The organism is Priestia sp. P5, from assembly GCF_029522155.1.
Classification (GTDB): Bacteria; Bacillota; Bacilli; order Bacillales; family Bacillaceae_H; genus Priestia; species Priestia megaterium_E.
In genome coordinates this window covers 83,385-98,854 of record NZ_JAKWFJ010000005.1, presented here as the reverse complement: position 1 = coordinate 98,854, position 15,470 = coordinate 83,385, and the positions used below count along the sequence as shown (strand labels likewise).

General features: G+C 36.3%; 17 protein-coding genes. 8 read left to right on the top strand and 9 right to left on the bottom strand.

The genetic code is table 11. The features are described from left to right. Nucleotides 1-94 precede the first annotated feature (94 nt). Entirely contained in the window at nucleotides 95-268 is a 174-nt protein-coding gene (locus MMB69_RS24680; RefSeq protein WP_269871633.1) for a hypothetical protein, read from the bottom strand. 142 nt (nucleotides 269-410) lie between these two features. Beyond that, nucleotides 411-854, bottom strand: coding sequence for a YfmQ family protein (locus MMB69_RS24675; protein WP_277448565.1), 444 nt, complete (start codon nucleotides 852-854; stop codon nucleotides 411-413). Between the two features lie 193 nt (nucleotides 855-1,047). Here MMB69_RS24675 and MMB69_RS24670 point away from each other — a divergent pair, with 193 nt between their 5' ends. Further along, entirely contained in the window at nucleotides 1,048-1,185 is a 138-nt protein-coding gene (locus MMB69_RS24670; protein ID WP_013055244.1) for a lmo0937 family membrane protein, read from the top strand. Nucleotides 1,186-1,217: 32 nt separating this feature from the next. Here the strand turns inward: MMB69_RS24670 and MMB69_RS24665 are convergent, their stop codons facing one another. Together MMB69_RS24665 and MMB69_RS24660 are read right to left on the bottom strand one after the other, a co-directional pair. Beyond that, nucleotides 1,218-1,988 (bottom strand): TatD family hydrolase, encoded by a 771-nt coding sequence (locus MMB69_RS24665; protein WP_221785181.1) that lies wholly within the window; start codon nucleotides 1,986-1,988, stop codon nucleotides 1,218-1,220. Between the two features lie 66 nt (nucleotides 1,989-2,054). Continuing rightward, complete coding sequence (locus MMB69_RS24660) at nucleotides 2,055-2,678, bottom strand: EamA family transporter (RefSeq protein ID WP_269871632.1); 624 nt, start codon at nucleotides 2,676-2,678, stop codon at nucleotides 2,055-2,057. Nucleotides 2,679-3,013: 335 nt separating this feature from the next. On the opposite strand from MMB69_RS24660, the gene MMB69_RS24655 reads away from it, so the two are divergent. Beyond that, on the top strand, nucleotides 3,014-3,409 hold the full coding sequence (locus MMB69_RS24655) for an SET domain-containing protein (RefSeq protein WP_025753011.1): 396 nt from the start codon (nucleotides 3,014-3,016) through the stop codon (nucleotides 3,407-3,409). Nucleotides 3,410-3,444: 35 nt separating this feature from the next. Here MMB69_RS24655 and MMB69_RS24650 read toward each other — a convergent pair whose 3' ends face one another. Further along, nucleotides 3,445-4,587, bottom strand: coding sequence for an AI-2E family transporter (locus MMB69_RS24650; protein WP_013081622.1), 1,143 nt, complete (start codon nucleotides 4,585-4,587; stop codon nucleotides 3,445-3,447). A 127-nt stretch (nucleotides 4,588-4,714) separates the two neighbouring features. Here MMB69_RS24650 and MMB69_RS24645 point away from each other — a divergent pair, with 127 nt between their 5' ends. Next, nucleotides 4,715-4,984, top strand: a complete 270-nt coding sequence (locus tag MMB69_RS24645; protein WP_014461729.1) for a hypothetical protein — start codon at nucleotides 4,715-4,717, stop codon at nucleotides 4,982-4,984. Between the two features lie 248 nt (nucleotides 4,985-5,232). On the opposite strand, the gene MMB69_RS24640 is transcribed toward MMB69_RS24645, so the two are convergent. The 3 genes from MMB69_RS24640 to MMB69_RS24630 all read right to left on the bottom strand — a co-directional run bounded on the left by MMB69_RS24640 (nucleotide 5,233) and on the right by MMB69_RS24630 (nucleotide 8,972). Next, entirely contained in the window at nucleotides 5,233-5,763 is a 531-nt protein-coding gene (locus MMB69_RS24640; protein WP_013055250.1) for an IseA DL-endopeptidase inhibitor family protein, read from the bottom strand. A gap of 609 nt (nucleotides 5,764-6,372) precedes the next feature. Further along, complete coding sequence (locus tag MMB69_RS24635) at nucleotides 6,373-7,953, bottom strand: lactate permease LctP family transporter (protein WP_221785179.1); 1,581 nt, start codon at nucleotides 7,951-7,953, stop codon at nucleotides 6,373-6,375. Nucleotides 7,954-8,015: 62 nt separating this feature from the next. Then, nucleotides 8,016-8,972, bottom strand: coding sequence for an L-lactate dehydrogenase (locus MMB69_RS24630; protein WP_013081626.1), 957 nt, complete (start codon nucleotides 8,970-8,972; stop codon nucleotides 8,016-8,018). A 330-nt stretch (nucleotides 8,973-9,302) separates the two neighbouring features. On the opposite strand from MMB69_RS24630, the gene MMB69_RS24625 reads away from it, so the two are divergent. From MMB69_RS24625 to MMB69_RS24615, 3 genes are all read left to right on the top strand, one after another. Then, nucleotides 9,303-10,178: a cation diffusion facilitator family transporter gene (locus tag MMB69_RS24625; protein WP_098332951.1), complete on the top strand. Its 876-nt coding sequence runs from the start codon at nucleotides 9,303-9,305 to the stop codon at nucleotides 10,176-10,178. Nucleotides 10,179-10,318: 140 nt separating this feature from the next. Beyond that, nucleotides 10,319-12,337, top strand: a complete 2,019-nt coding sequence (locus MMB69_RS24620) for a methyl-accepting chemotaxis protein (protein WP_277448563.1) — start codon at nucleotides 10,319-10,321, stop codon at nucleotides 12,335-12,337. Nucleotides 12,338-12,479: 142 nt separating this feature from the next. Then, entirely contained in the window at nucleotides 12,480-12,659 is a 180-nt protein-coding gene (locus MMB69_RS24615) for a hypothetical protein (protein WP_221785176.1), read from the top strand. Between the two features lie 25 nt (nucleotides 12,660-12,684). Here the strand turns inward: MMB69_RS24615 and MMB69_RS24610 are convergent, their stop codons facing one another. Next, nucleotides 12,685-13,596, bottom strand: coding sequence for an RluA family pseudouridine synthase (locus MMB69_RS24610; RefSeq protein ID WP_221785175.1), 912 nt, complete (start codon nucleotides 13,594-13,596; stop codon nucleotides 12,685-12,687). A gap of 155 nt (nucleotides 13,597-13,751) precedes the next feature. On the opposite strand from MMB69_RS24610, the gene MMB69_RS24605 reads away from it, so the two are divergent. Beyond that, nucleotides 13,752-14,144: a YhcU family protein gene (locus MMB69_RS24605; RefSeq protein WP_264408857.1), complete on the top strand. Its 393-nt coding sequence runs from the start codon at nucleotides 13,752-13,754 to the stop codon at nucleotides 14,142-14,144. A gap of 402 nt (nucleotides 14,145-14,546) precedes the next feature. Beyond that, nucleotides 14,547-15,341: a SurA N-terminal domain-containing protein gene (locus MMB69_RS24600; protein ID WP_025752999.1), complete on the top strand. Its 795-nt coding sequence runs from the start codon at nucleotides 14,547-14,549 to the stop codon at nucleotides 15,339-15,341. Nucleotides 15,342-15,470: the final 129 nt, after the last annotated feature.

The window sequence follows — 15,470 nt, the reverse complement described above, 5'->3', positions numbered from 1 at the left end:
TTTAAAAATATATATGAAATCGCTTTCAAAATAATGAAATATATTATATAATTACTAGTGTTGTGTTGTACTTTGTTAGTGTTAAATCAATATCCTACATGTGTGAGCCGACTGCCTTATGGTAGTCGGCTTCCTTTTTATGGTAGTATTCTAAAAGGAAATAGCATTCTTTGAAATGGCTGTAATCGTCATGACAATAGTTGTCCCAAAGGCCCATTTGAAAAGAAAGAAAAGTCGCAATCATTCCAAACCCTAACAAAGAAAGCATTATCCATCACCTCTTAAAAAGTTAGAAAATTCTATTAATTTATATTATAGCATTAGAATTAATGTTAAAGTTTGGTATTTTTAAATAAGGTAGCTTCAACCTAAAACTAAAAACTAAAAAAGCCGCCTTGTAGGCGACTGGTTTAAGCTAGGTCAGCTGTTATGGACTGCTTTTGAAGGTGATCAGACAGCAGGCTGTAAGCAATAATTTTCTTTTTATACTGTTTTACGACATCGACGTGATCATGATAACTGTATACGCATAATCGAACATCGTTTTTTCCTTTTTTCGTATCGATAACCAGTGGAGTTTCACTGTCTTCTAGGTGTTTATAATAGTCCTTATTTCCTTCATGGACATAATATTGTTTTAAAAATGTTGCTTTATTAAAATAATCAATCACTTGCATTTTATCTTTGCCTTCTAGATGTTTCCCATCAACTGTGACAGTAACGTTTTGATCATCAAGTATTGGGTGTAATTGAAATTTAGTCATAAGCCATTTGACCACTGGAGTTGGAAGACACGTTATTAATATTTTGAGTGCACTTACAAGAATGATGGAAAGTAATACAATCCACGTCATAGTTAATCATCTCCGCTATAGTTTAAATGAAATAAGATTACATACCTATTTTATCACAGAGAACATGAGTGCTTTTTGTACATTATGTGAACCTTCCTCAGTGAAAAGATGTATATGAAATGCGTTTATTTATGCACATTTAGGGAAATATAAAATTATAACAAATACTACATATAAAAAAGGAGAAAAAATTATGTTGTGGACGATTATTGGACTTTTATTTATTTTTTGGTTATTAGGATTAGTTTTTCATATTGGCGGCGGCATCATTCACATTCTTCTTGTCATTGCAGTGATTGTGCTAATCGTAAAACTTGTGAAACGAATTTAGATATAAAAGGCCTTTCCTTAGGGAAAGGCCTTTTATATGGAGAGACTATAAAAACAAGACGTATTTTGATATAAAAAATCATATGTCTCCGTTACAGAAACTCCTTTGAGACGTGCTATTTCCTGAACGGACTGATGTATCATTGATGGAACCGTTGTGTGGTTTTGAAAAGGTCCTTCAAATGGCCACGGACCATCTGTTTCCACCATCAAGTAGTCAAGAGGGTATTCCATGACAAGCGCTTGGATTTTAGGCTTATATACAATATCGGGTGTAACTGAAATATAGTAGCCGTTGTTTTTCATTCGTTCAACGGTTTTTTTAGCTCCTTTGAACCAGTGGAAGTGAGCTTTAGACACAGAATGTTTTTCTAATAAGTCGCATACGATCTCAGCGTCTTCATATACAGCATGAAGAATTAACGGTTTACCCCATTTTTTTGAATGAACAATAAAAGCTTCAAGCAGCTCCAAATAGGGCTCTAGAGAAAGAGTGTATGTCTGACTTAAGTAATAAGGTAGACCAACCTCCCCAACAGCTATCATTTCTTCATTGTTTTGATCAATCCAGGCAAACAGTTCCGCTAATTCATTTGAAGAAGGCAGCATTTGTTCAGGATGAAATCCGTAGGCGGGTTTCACGCAGGAATACAATTGGCTAATTTTTTGATTAAGTTGGCAAGAGTGTAATGTGGAAGATACAGAAATAAGCGCTTTTAACGAAGGATCCTTCTCTATTATTTCTTTCCAGCTTTTCGGTTCATATTGATCGAGGTGAATATGAGAGTCAATGATTTGTTTCATAAATATCGCTCGCTCCTTTCAGCCCAATTTGTTTAGAAATAATACGTAAGAAAATGTATGCTTCTGTTAGGCTTCTATCTTATTTTTTATGTGTTTTTTGTTCTCCCATTTAGCAATAGATGAAAACGTATAAATAATAAGAGCTAACCAAATAAAATTAAAAGCAATAACATGAGCTTTTGTTAGCGATTCATGGTATAGAATTACTCCTGCTAGCAGAGATAAGGTTGGTGAAATATATTGAAGAATACCAAGCATTGATAATGATACTTTTTTAGCACTTTTTGTGAATAATAAGAGTGGTAGAGCTGTGACCATTCCACTTCCGATTAATAAAAGACTTGTTAGGGGATTAATATATTGTCCAAGGCTCGCTTCTACTATTTTTCCATCAATGACAGCCCACATAAAAATGCCCCAATTTGCACTAATAAGTACAGACGCAGTAAAAAGGGACCAGAATAAGGATGGTTTCTTCATTATTTCTTTTACAAACGTAATGTATGTACGCCAGTTCTTTGTTATCAATAAAAGAATAAGCATAAAAATAAAAGACCAAAAAACGCGCTGAGCTAAAATCTCTCCTGGTGCTACGTGGTGAACCAGCTTCCAATAAATTGGCGTGAACCCCCACATTAGATAAGAAAGGACTGCATACGTTACACCATCTTTGTCATGATTTAAGTTCATTTAAAACTTTCCTTCTAACATGAGATAAATTTGGTAATAAGAGTCATAGATTAACATAAAAAAGCAGCATAAACGATTATATCACAGAGAAAAACGATTTTTCACATGTTGAATGGCTCAAAAAAGCGCTATGCGCAAGGTCATTGCTTTTCCATGTCTAAAATAAAATCAAATTGCGTATTTCTAACAAGGTAAGTGCTTACACAAGTGTGCATGATAAGCGCTCTTTCAGCTTATATTCAAGTGGTTATGAAAAACAGTTGATTTCCCCATTAGAAACTGTCAAGCTTAAGGAAGAAAAAAATCTTAGAGGAAAGAATATATAGGTGACGAATATGATCGAAATAAAAGCGTCTGCGATAAGCGACGGAGAATTTAACAGAGGTGTATTTGCTAAGCAAGATATTAAAAAAGGAACGCTTATTCACGAAGCCCCTGTTATCGCTTATCCTAATAAAGAGCATGATTTTATTGAGAAAACAACACTAGCGGATTATGCTTTTGAATATGGAGTGAATCATACGGCTATTCTTTTGGGATACGGTATGCTGTTTAATCACTCGTATACACCCAATGCTACGTATGAAATTAATTTTGACAATCATACCTTTGATTTTTATGCATATACGGATATCCAAGCAGGAGAAGAAATTCTCATCAACTATAATGGAGATGAAGATGATCAAGAGCTCCTTTGGTTTGATCGTGAAGATGAAGAAGAGCAAAAGTAAAAAGTTAAGCCCATCGATTTTCGATGGGCTTTTTATTATGCTTTTTTATCTGGATACATAGTAGAATTCAAACGGATAAATTGGTAAATATGCGTAATAATAACTTTTAAAACGGCATATCCAGGGACGGCTAAAATGATACCGATGATTCCGAATAAGTTTCCGGCGGTTAGAATGACAAAAATGACTGTAATCGGGTGAATGTCTAGGCTTCTTCCCATAATTTGCGGAGATATTACTTTACCTTCAAGCAATTGAACAACTGCCCAGACAATGGCTAGTTTTACAAGCATGAAAGGAGAGGTAATAAACGCAATAATAATGGCTGGGATAATGGCGATAATAGGACCAAGGTAAGGCACAACGTTGGTTACCATGGCGATAATCGCTAGAAGTAATGCATAATCTAACCCAATAATCAGATAGCCAATGAAAAGCAGTACACCTATACAAATCGCAACAAAAATTTGCCCGCGAATATATGCGCTTAATGCGTGGTTCATGTCGGCTAAAATGAATTTAGCTTCAGAACGAGATCGGTTTGGAAGCAGTTTTACAATATAATTAGGTAAGTTTTTCCCATCTTTTAATAAGTAAAAAAGAATAAAGGGTAAAACGGCAACCGATAATATAATTTCTGTAATGGTGCCGACAAAGTTTACAATACCGCTTGAAAATCCAGAAACATATTTACTCAAGTGTTTTGATGCATCTTTGGAAATCTTATCTAGGTCCGTGTTAGCCGACTGAAGACCTTGTTCGACATATCGGTTATTCGAAAGGTTCGTCACCGCATGCTGAACGTCATGCGTCAGCTCTGGGATATTATCAATAAGACGGTCAACTTGATTTTTTAGAGGCGGAATAACCGATGAAATAATAATGGCTAATGCGCCGATAATCACTATGTATAAAACAAGAATGGAAATAATTCGTTTTACACCTTTTCGTTCTAAAAAGTCAACAAGCGGATTAAATAAATAAAAGCAAATTCCTGCTAGGATAATCGGCAGTGCAATTGTTTTAATAAAAATAGAGATAGGAATTAAAATAAATCCGATTTTTGATAATGAAAAAATAGTCATGCTGAGAATAAAAATAATAATTGTATATACAACAAATTTATTATTTAAGATTTTTTCTCGGAAAAAAGTTCCTTTCTGAGGTCTAGGTTCCAAGCTGTTCAACTCCTTTTAAAAATAAATGTATAGTTATCATACCCTGATTTAGACTAATTTAAGAGGGTTTTTTACAAAGAAGTGTGCATACTAGTAGAAAATCTTCTAGAAAGAAGGGGTGAAATCATTGAAAGAAGACAAACAACCATCGTATGATGATTTCTCTACAGTAGAAAAAAGCCATGAGTATATAACCGCTGAAGAATTTCCAGACGGTCCTTTCGGCTCTCCTGTTAATCAAAAACTGGGGAAATCTACTTCATGGGAAGAAGGGCAGCGAACGTATAGCGCATTTAATTATGAAAACAAAAATCTTCATGAAAAAGCGCAAAGATTATTTCCAGGCGCGCATCCTGTACATGATAACCCAGAGGAACATGAACAAAATCCAAGTTAATGTCTTTATTATGCTCTGAATATATTGCCCTATCTTTTTGCTGAATTATGTTGACAATAAGCAATTTAGCCTGTAATATAAAACGTAACTTATCACTGTTTCTACAGGATTCGACAAAATTTGATTTACTTAAACTTGTGATCTCAACTTCTATTTACAGCTATTAGAGCGCTGTAAGTAGAAGTTTTATTTATGCTATCGATCAAAAAGAAAAAAGCAGGTCTGCTCAAGCAGGCCTGCTTTTTTTATTATTGAACAGCGTCAAATTTATTTACTTTCCACTGAGAATTAGATTTATAGAATGTGACAGTTCGTTTTACGCTGCCGCCATCTACAGTTGGAACTGTGAATTCATAAGAGCGAACTGTTGCTGTTTGATACACAAGCTTTGTTTTTGCTTTTGACCACTCTAACATGCTGAATCCGTCGCCGATTGGATGTGCAAGTTTGCCATTATATGTGATATAGCCGTAATTTGTTAATCCTTTTTCTACTGCACTATTTGTAAATGTCTCAGATAAGTAGCTTGATAGCTCAGCTTTTGTATCAAATTCAGGGCAAAGATACACGTACTCAGTTCCTTTATATTCAAATGTACGTTCTGTACATGGTTTGTTTTTATAACCGTGCAGAGCACTCCAGAAATGATTGCTGGCACTAGCTGCAATTTTGACAGCATTTGCATCCGTTAGTGTTGTAGATGTTGTTTGTGCTGTAACTCCAGTGCTTAGTGTAAAGAAAATAGCGATTGATGATAAAACTAGTCCAATTTTTTTCATTTCTAACTCACTCCTAGTTAATTAACCTTATTTATGTAACAATTATGTGTTTTATATTTCTTTTGTTACATTTATATTACAATAAATCTGTAATAAAAGAAAGTGTTTTGTCTTTTTTTCTTAAATTTTTTTAGTTTTTTGCTAGTTTCTAAAATAGATATAGTAAGGGAATTACCAGTTAAATGCTGATTTATCAACGTTTTTAGGCGTTCCTTTCTGCTTTTTAATCTTTTTGTTACAAAAGGATTGTTTGTAACAAAACTGTAATAAAAGAAACTTAATACCTTTACGATACAGAAAAATAAAGATAAAACGGTGAAAAAGTGAATGTGAAAACTGTTTTTTTCTTTTTTAGGCATATTTCTTTTGCCATTTTCAGCTTTTTAGTAGGGTAGATTAAGCGGAGGCGAAATGATGAAAGGCATTACACATAGTGAAAAAAGTGGAATAGCAGGTATGAAGTACAGAGATCTTCAGGAGATGCCCCCTCAAAGAGGAGAAATTCAGAATAAAAAAAGTCCCAAGCGCTAACTGGGGACTTTTTTATATAATCAAACGTTTGTTTAAATGAAAGAAACAAGGTAATAACAGTTTTTTAGCGCTTTTTTATCATAACCACCAAGCCAATAAAAAGGTAACAAATCCTCCTAGTATCAAAAATCCCATGCTGTATTTGAGCGTGTATTTAAACAGTTCACTTTCTTTTCCAGCCAGTCCCACTGCTCCGGCAGCGACGGCAATTGATTGAGGAGAAAGCATTTTAGCCATCACGCCGCCGGCAGTATTGGCCGCTACGAGAATAACTGGCAAGACATTAATTTGCTGAGCTGTAGTTAGCTGCAAGTTGCCGAACAGCGCATTATTTGATACGACAGACCCAGTTAGAAATACGCCAATCCAGCCAAGAAATGGAGATAAAAATGGAAAATAAGCAGCTGATGTAGCGAGCGCCAATCCAAGTGTAGAAGACTGTCCTGAATAATTTGAAATAAAAGCAAAAGCAATGACCATCATAATAGTAATAATAGGTTTTGATAATTCTTTTACGGTTTCTAAAAGAGTGGTCCATGCCACTTTTGGTGATACGTTAAGCAAGAAAACTGAAAGGACACAAGCGATAAGAATTGCTGTACCTGTTGCTGCAAATACGTCTATTTTTAAGATAGCAGCGTAAGGCGTAGGATTTTTTACTAAAGGCGCTGCTTTAATTACGTGATTGTGTAAAAATGGGACGTTAATAAGCAGGTTCATATGTTCAAGCATCGTTTTGACAAAAGAAATGCTCCAAGCCGTAACGAGTATCGTTAAGAGAATAAAAGGAGACCAAGCCTTTAAAATCTGTTTTGGTGACAGGCTGAAGCCTTTAGCTGCTGCCGGGCTTATTCGTTTAATATAAAAAGCAAGAGCAAGCAAACTCACAATAGAAGATGTGATATTTGGAAGTTCAGGGCCGATGTATGTAACAGTTAAATACTGTGTCAGTGCATAGGAAACGGCTGTGATGCTCGTTGCTTTCCATACGTCTTTTAATCCTTTTATCCCATCCATAATAAAGACAAGTAAAAAAGGGATAAGAAAAGAAATAATCGGAAGCTGCGTGCCAAGAAAATGAGCAATTTCTTTTGGATCTATGCCAGATACTTGTCCTGCGACAATTACAGGAATCCCCATGGCGCCAAACGCTCCTGAAGCTGTATTAGCAATTAAACATAGCGCTGCTGCTTTTAACGGCTTGAACCCAAGTCCAACTAGAAGCGCTGCTGTAATGGCAATCGGAGCTCCAAATCCCGCTGCCCCTTCTAAAAAAGCATTAAAGGAAAAAGCAACAAGCAGCATTTGCAAGCGGGGGTCATCGGTTATTGAAATAATAGATTGTCTGATGGTAGTAAACTGTCCGCTTTTGACAGTTAGCTTGTATAAGAACACCGCTCCGATAATAATATAGCTGATGGGCCAAAGTGCATACAGAAACCCATAGCCTGTGGCTCCTAAAACCATTGAGGCAGGCATATCATAAAAATAAATAGCAATAATCATAGAAAGAAGCACCGTAATACCGGCAGCAATATGTCCTTTTAATTTCAAAAGAGTTAAAGCAATAAAGAAAAAGATAATGGGGATGAGTGCAATTAGTGCAGAAAGCCAAATATTATCTAACGGATTATATACCTGAGTCCACGTCATATTCATACACCTCTACTACATATTTAAAACAAGGGAGCGGGGGAGTCCCCCGCAAAAATCTTTAGATGTTATACAAAAGCTCTGTCGCGAGTTTGCTTAAGAATGCTAGCAGAGTGCTCTAGCTGCTGCTGTTCGTGAGGAGTTAAATTCAATTCAATAATTTGACGCACGCCGTTTTTATTAATGATAGCTGGCACGCCGATATACACATCAGAAATACCGTATTGCCCTTCTAATAAAGCAGATACCGTTAAAATAGAGTTCTCATCATCTAAAATAGCCTTGGTAATGCGTACAAGCCCCATTGCAATTCCGTAATAAGTCGCTCCTTTTCGATTAATAATATGGTAAGCCGCATCGCGGGTTTGTTCGAATAGATGCTGCATATCCGGTTCTTTTTCAATAGCGGCAGTATTGATAAAATGTTCAAGCTTCACACCGCCAATTTGCGCGTGGCTCCAAACAGGAAATTCCGTATCTCCATGTTCCCCCATAATATAAGCGTGGACGTTGCGAGAATCTACTTCGAAATAGTCGCTTAACAAGTAGCGGAAGCGAGCTGTGTCAAGAATCGTTCCTGAACCAATTACCCGTTCGTTTGGTAATCCTGATACTTTTTGTGTAACGTGTGCGAGAATATCAACTGGATTTGTTGCCACTAAAATGATGCCGTCAAATCCGCTGTTCATAATATCTTTTACAATGCATTCAAAAATTTTAACATTTTTTTCAACTAGATCTAAGCGTGTTTCCCCTGGAGCTTGATTAGCGCCCGCTGTAATAACTACTAAATCAGCGTCAGCACAGTCTTTATAATCTCCAGCCCAGATTTTCATCGGTGTGGCAAATGGCATTCCATGATTGATATCGCGTGCTTCGCCTTCTGCTTTTTCTTTGTTCATATCGATTAACACTAATTCATTGGCAATACCTTGATTCACCATTGAAAAAGCGTAGCTTGAGCCAACAAAACCAGTTCCGATAACGGCAACTTTTCGTGTTTTTGGTGTAAATTGTGTTTTCATTTGTATCATCCTTTGAATTTTATTTTGTGATGTTTTTCACAATATTAGTGTAACAAGAATAAATACCCTCGGCTGTGATAAAAATCACACCTTAAAAAATAGTAAACAATTTTACAGGGTGATTTAAAAAAAGGTTCTTCTACATGAAGTGCCACATTTAGAAAGATCTTAAACGTTTAAAGTGTTGAGTAAAGGCAACTTGTTTTGCAGAAAGCTAAAGAGTTTAACATTCTCTATTTGTATGTTAACAGCCAATAATGTTTCTATAGACCCACACGAAATCCATTTGTTACACTAAGTTTGCTTATTTTTAATAAAGGAGTTGAAGGGATGGAGAACTACTATGAGCAAGCCCAAAAAGGCGCTTGGGTTAGTATCTTATCATATATCTTTTTATCGGCATGTAAACTTATTATCGCGGGTATCACCGCTTCCTCTGCATTAAAAGCCGACGGTCTTAATAATGTTACAGATATTATTGCATCAATTGCCGTCTTAATCGGCTTAAAGATTTCTAAAAAACCTCGCGATAATGATCATCCCTATGGACATTCCAGAGCGGAACATATCTCTTCACTTATTGCTTCTTTTATCATGATGGTCATCGGACTAGAAGTATTGGTCGATGCGGGTCAGTCATTATTTATGGACAAATCTGAAGCGCCTAATTTACTGGCTGCTTGGGTAGGTCTTGGAGCGGCTGCTGTTATGGGTGGTGTCTACCGATATAATATTAAGCTTGCTAAAAAACTTGATAGCCAGTCTTTATATGCGGTTGCTAAAGATAATTTGTCTGATGCACTTGTGAGTATAGGGGCTGTTGTGGGAATTTTCGGCTCACAATTCGGCTTGCCCTGGCTGGACGTGGTAGCTGCTTTTGCTGTGGGAATTATTATTTGTAAAACAGCCATCGAGATTTTTAAAGAAGCGGCTCATTCCTTAACGGACGGATTTGATGAAGAAAAGTTAGGGCACTACAAAGAAAGCATCGAGCTTGTAGAAGGTGTAAAAGAAGTAGAAGATGTGAAAGCGCGCAAGCTTGGTAATCAAGTCGTAATTGATGTAACTGTTAAAGTAGATCCCCATTTAAATGTTATCAAAAGCCATGAAATTGCTGATCAAATTGAACATATGATGAACGATGAGCATCAAATTAAAGATACGCTTGTTCATATTGAACCTGATGCATACGAAAAGCAAAAATAAAACCAGCACGTTCTTTCGTTATGAAAGGATGCGCTGGTTTTATTTTGCGGGAATTTGAAATAAATCACAAAAACTTCTTCAAAAATGAAAATGAAAAGCCGTTATTAGTAATATAAAGATTTTTGTAGAAGGGTGAGGGAATGAAGAGGTTAAGTGCAAAGCTCGTAGTATTTTTTAGTATTTTTATAGCTATTTTATTATTAGTTGTTTCAGGGGCTGTTTATCAATTTACCAAAACGCAAATAGAAAAAGATGTAGAAGTTCAGTCTCAAAGTCAAGTGAAAGAGTTAAAAGAAACGATTCATACGTACTTAGACATGTATAGTCGTTCTTTGCTGACGTATAGTGAAAACGATGTAATTGTTAATTTTGTTAAGCAGGAAGGAGGTCAAACAAACCAAGAGAAAAATCCGTATTTTACATGGAACACAGTTCAAAAAGAGTTTACACAGTTTAAAGAAAAGTATCCAAACCTAGCACTTGAATACATAGGCACTAAAAATAAAGGAATGTATTCTGTTCCTCAACAAGAGTTTGGTTCAAACTATGATCCGACTTCAAGGGTGTGGTACAAACAAGCAGTAGAATCACCTAATGAGGTTATTTATACGGATCCATATGAAGATGCAGCAACCAAAAAGACGGTCGTGACAATTGCAAAGGCTATTTTAGATCCAGATACTAAAAATGTGCTGGGCGTTATAGCTACTGATTTAGACTTAGATGCATTAAAAAACATTGTAGGTAAAGCAGAAGTAAATCACGGGGGGTATGCATTTTTATTTGATCAAAATGGCACAGCGCTCGTTCATCCAACAGAAGCTGGGAAAAATTTAATGAATCAGCCATTTATGAAAAAAATGTACGAAGCAGACCGGAATAGAGATTTCATGAAGTATACCTTTCAAGGTGAAGAGAGAGTGATGGCATATGATACTCTCGAAGGGACGAATTGGAAGATAGGAAATGCCTTTATTTATAATGAAATGCTCTCAAGCGCTCATCATTTACTGACTGTTATTGTCTGGATTGCGTTAATTGGCATCTTATTATCAGTGGTGTTAACCATCTTTTTCTCAAGAATTATTACTAATCCGATTCGCCGTTTGAAAAATGAAGTAGCCAAAGTAACAGCTGGCGATTTAACGGTTCAGGTGAAGACGAAGTCAAAAGATGAAATTGGTGAGCTTACTCATTTATTTAATGATATGGTAGCCAAAATGAAAACATTGATTGGCACGGTTCAGACGTCTGTTGAGACAGTAAAAACGTCTGTTGAAGACTTGAGTGCCGTATCCGAAGAAGCAACTGCATCCAGTGAGGAAATCGGCCGGGCTATCCATGAGATTGCCAGCGGTGCCACGCAGCAAGCTTCTGACGCTGACTCTACTAATCATAAAACGATGAGTTTATCTTCGCAAATTGAAGAAGTCATTGAACAAAATGCACAGATTAATAAAATGACGATTGAAGCTGTAAGCATCAATGAAAAAGGTTTAAAACAGATGCAGCTCCTTCGCAACCAAACCACTGAATCGTCTCAAACGATTCACGCTGTTCAAGCTGTAATGGAAGAGTTAACAAATAAGATGAAAAAAATTGAATCTATTATTTTCACGATTAATAGTATTTCAGATCAGACAAATTTACTTGCATTAAATGCTAGTATTGAAGCAGCTCGTGCAGGAGAACATGGCAAAGGATTTGCGGTAGTAGCTGAAGAAGTGCGAAAACTTGCTGAACAGTCCTCTCAGGCCACTGAACAAGTTCGCCATACGATTGCAGCGATTCAAGGTGAAGTCGCTGCTGCGCGTGAAGAATGCAACCGTACAGAAGAGCTTTCAAAGTCTCAAGACTTTGTGGTAGGAGATACAGAACGCGCTTTTCATGAAATTGCAACTACGATTGAACAAGTGGCGGCGGCTGTCGAACATGTGACAAGCAGCATGGACAGTATCGATGAGCATAAGGAAGACGTGGTAGCGGCCATTCAAAGCATAGCGGCTATTGCACAGCAATCAGCAGCGGGAACTGAAGAAATTACCGCTTCTACAGAAGAACAAATTAGAGCTATTTCTACTGTTTCTCAATCAGCTGAACATCTGCAAGAGATTAGTGAAGAATTGGCGAACTTGATTCGTCAGTTTAAAATTCAATAGAAAAAAAGGCTAGGACAAAAGTATTTTAGTTAAAAGAAAATCCGAACGATGAATTGAGATTCTTGATAAAGAATTTAACTCGTTCGGATTTTTTTATTGATATGGTGGACGCAAGTTTCATGTAGGTGGCTGCTTCTAGCTGGTGATGGGAGGGCAAGACGAAGACTCCTGCGGGAAAAGCGGAACAGGTGAGACCCCGCAGGAGCATAAGCGACGAGGAGGCTCACCGGCCGCTCGCGGAAAGCGAAGTCTTGCACGGAAATCAGCAGCGGTGTCTCAAGCGGTTCAGCGTATTTCTTCTATATTGTTTGCCTTTAGCTAGTTGTGTGTTAACCTCTCTTTTATGTTTAATAGGAAAGCAACTTGCTGTAAGGCACAAAGACTTGCTGAGTTGGAGGTGCAACAGCTGACACGCGCTGATGTGTAAACGGATGTATAAAAGAAAGCTTAATGGCATGTAAAGCTTGCTGCTGATCTTTTAATCTCTTTCCTCCATAAAGAGTATCACCAAGTAACGGGTGGCCAATGTGACTCATATGAACACGAATTTGGTGAGTGCGTCCAGTTTCGAGCGAAAGTTCAATAAGCGTTTCGTTTTTTGTCGTATTGCGTTTTAACACCTGATAACGTGTTTTGGCAGCTTGTCCCGTTCTAGATACTCTTCTTCTTGTAGCGTGATGACGATCACGTCCAATGGGTTCATTGATGATTCCGTCCTCTTTTTTTATGATTCCTTGGACGAGCGCAATATAAGTCCGATTAATTTTACGTTCAGCCAGCAGCTGATCAAACACAGAGCTTGCTACAAAATGCTTCGTGAATAAGATAGCACCTGATGTATCGCTGTCCAAACGGTGAACGTGTCTAGGCTTTGTTTTGAGGCCTATTTTTTGAAAATAAGCAGCTACAGCATTTAAAAGAGTTTTTTGGTCTTGCTCTGATGAAGGATGAGTATCTAGATTTATTGGTTTGTTTACGATTAGTACATGCTCATCTTCAAACAAAATCTCTATATCAACATTGTAAGGTGTTATTTCATTAGGCTCTGCTTCAAAAAAAGGGAGTGACATTTTATCATGTTCCTTAAGAGTGTTTCTCCATGGTAAAGGCTCACCGTTTACAAGCACATTTTTATTCATCCGAAACTGATGCAACGTTTTTTTAGGAATACGCCATTTCGTTTTTAAATAATCTTCAATTGTTTGCCCTGCATCATTTTTTGCGATTTTATCTTCTAGCCATTGGCCGTGTATACTCATATTTAATCCCTTCCTTACATACTAGTAAATATCCTTTAATCTTTTAAAAGAACTTGTAAATAATTAGGAGGAAATAACTACCTGAAGTTCTCGTTTTATGTTTATGTTATGCTAAATAGAGAGACATAAGTTAAGAGAAAAAAGGGGGGGTAACCATGAAAATTGCCCAAGCAGCTCCGCCAGAAATGGAGAATTACATAGAAGAGTTGACTGAACAGCTTCGCTATGACTTGTTACCTCGGTATGTATCTGTAGATAAGCTTAATCCTGATGAATTATTAAATCCAGATTATTGTACAGACCATTTATATAATGGCCTACTCGATGAAGCATTGCAAGTCATTAGTAGCCTTCAGACAATAATTGCCGTGATTGAAGCGATTCAACATCGGCCGATTGAAGAAAGCGACTGCGAGCAATTCGAAAAAAATATTGCAATTTTAAAAAAATACGGGTTCTTATTTCCTGTTTCCATTAATTGTTTTGCAAAAGAAAACAATTTGATTACGTATTCGTATGAATCGTTTTATAATTCATACATAAATTGAAAAGAAAAAAGCATGATTATTCCATGCTTTTTTCTTTTTTTAATGAATTTTGGCTTTCAATTGGATAAAAAAAGAACTTGTGATATCGTTAAATTCGTATAAAGTTTTTATAGAAGCATGAAATCAAATACTATTGCTTTTCTTATAACAAATAAATTGAAAAAATACAGATGTATAACGTACTGTAAATTATGTAAATCATACTAAATAATGTTATGATTAGACAGGCCGTATAAAGAAGAGCATTTATCTTTTATAAGATTACAAAACGTTTCAATCTTATTACATATGTTTAAAATTAGCCTAAATGGTTTCTTTTTACGCCTATATCATATACAATGCCCCCTAGATGATTTTTTCGAATAGCTAATAATCGTTTGGGATTATGAAAGGAGATTAATCATGAAAAAACTGATGTATACATTGCTCATTGGGTTAATTGCTGCAGCTTTAACAGCATGCGGTTCAAACGATGATGCAAAGCAATCAAAAAGTGATGATCAGAAAACTGCACAAACTGAGAAGCAAAAAGAGGCTCAGGAAAAGCAGGAAAAGCAAGCAAAAGAAATGCAGAAGAAATTAGATAAACAAAAAGTAGATGAGAAGAAAACCGTAGCGGTTGTAAACGGTAAAAAAGTTTCTGGTGAAGAATATAATGCAGCCTTGGCTACATCACAAAATCAGTACCAACAAATGGGACAAGACCCAACATCTAAAGAAGCAGCTAAACAAGTAAAGCAGCAAACAATTGACAATTTAGTAGGTCAAACACTGCTATTGCAAGAAGCTGAAAACAAAGGCTATAAAGCAACTGATGAAGAAGTAAATAAAAAGTTAAAAGAAACGAAAAAGCAGTTCAAAACAGATAAACAGTTTAAAGCGGCTTTAAAAGATGCAGGACTAACTCAATCACAATTAAAGTCTGAGCTGGCTGACAGCATTAAATATCAGCAGTACGTAGATAAAGACATCCAAACACCAGAAGTAACAGATAAAGAAATTCAAGATTATTACGATCAATTTGCAAAACAAAGCCAAAGTCAAGCAAGCGGCGGTAAAGAACAATCTCAAATGCCAAAGCTTGAAGACGTAAAGCCACAAATTAAGCAGCAGCTTGAACAACAAAAGAAACAAGAAGCATTGGAGAAAAAAGTTGAAGAACTTAAGAAAAATGCAAAAGTTGAAGTGAAGCTTTAAATACAAATGAAACGGCCCTTTAAAGGGCCGTTTTTTTTGTTATGTACATTTATTGCTTCTTGTCAGTAAAAAGGGGTGCGTGAAAGATTTTATTGTATTTTGACTTATAAGGTAAAAAGTGTTCTGATG

Excerpts from the sequence above, each read along its gene's own strand:
- MMB69_RS24635 (WP_221785179.1), bottom strand. The coding sequence starts at position 7,953 with ATGAATATGACGTGGACTCAGGTATATAATCCGTTAGATAATATTTGG.
- MMB69_RS24625 (WP_098332951.1), top strand. The coding sequence starts at position 9,303 with ATGGAGAACTACTATGAGCAAGCCCAAAAAGGCGCTTGGGTTAGTATC.
- MMB69_RS24680 (WP_269871633.1), bottom strand. The coding sequence starts at position 268 with ATGCTTTCTTTGTTAGGGTTTGGAATGATTGCGACTTTTCTTTCTTTT.
- MMB69_RS24660 (WP_269871632.1), bottom strand. The coding sequence starts at position 2,678 with ATGAACTTAAATCATGACAAAGATGGTGTAACGTATGCAGTCCTTTCT.
- MMB69_RS24620 (WP_277448563.1), top strand. The coding sequence starts at position 10,319 with ATGAAGAGGTTAAGTGCAAAGCTCGTAGTATTTTTTAGTATTTTTATA.
- MMB69_RS24630 (WP_013081626.1), bottom strand. The coding sequence starts at position 8,972 with ATGAAAACACAATTTACACCAAAAACACGAAAAGTTGCCGTTATCGGA.
- MMB69_RS24670 (WP_013055244.1), top strand. The coding sequence starts at position 1,048 with ATGTTGTGGACGATTATTGGACTTTTATTTATTTTTTGGTTATTAGGA.
- MMB69_RS24610 (WP_221785175.1), bottom strand. The coding sequence starts at position 13,596 with ATGAGTATACACGGCCAATGGCTAGAAGATAAAATCGCAAAAAATGAT.
- MMB69_RS24605 (WP_264408857.1), top strand. The coding sequence starts at position 13,752 with ATGAAAATTGCCCAAGCAGCTCCGCCAGAAATGGAGAATTACATAGAA.
- MMB69_RS24640 (WP_013055250.1), bottom strand. The coding sequence starts at position 5,763 with ATGAAAAAAATTGGACTAGTTTTATCATCAATCGCTATTTTCTTTACA.
- MMB69_RS24665 (WP_221785181.1), bottom strand. The coding sequence starts at position 1,988 with ATGAAACAAATCATTGACTCTCATATTCACCTCGATCAATATGAACCG.
- MMB69_RS24655 (WP_025753011.1), top strand. The coding sequence starts at position 3,014 with ATGATCGAAATAAAAGCGTCTGCGATAAGCGACGGAGAATTTAACAGA.
- MMB69_RS24675 (WP_277448565.1), bottom strand. The coding sequence starts at position 854 with ATGACGTGGATTGTATTACTTTCCATCATTCTTGTAAGTGCACTCAAA.
- MMB69_RS24600 (WP_025752999.1), top strand. The coding sequence starts at position 14,547 with ATGAAAAAACTGATGTATACATTGCTCATTGGGTTAATTGCTGCAGCT.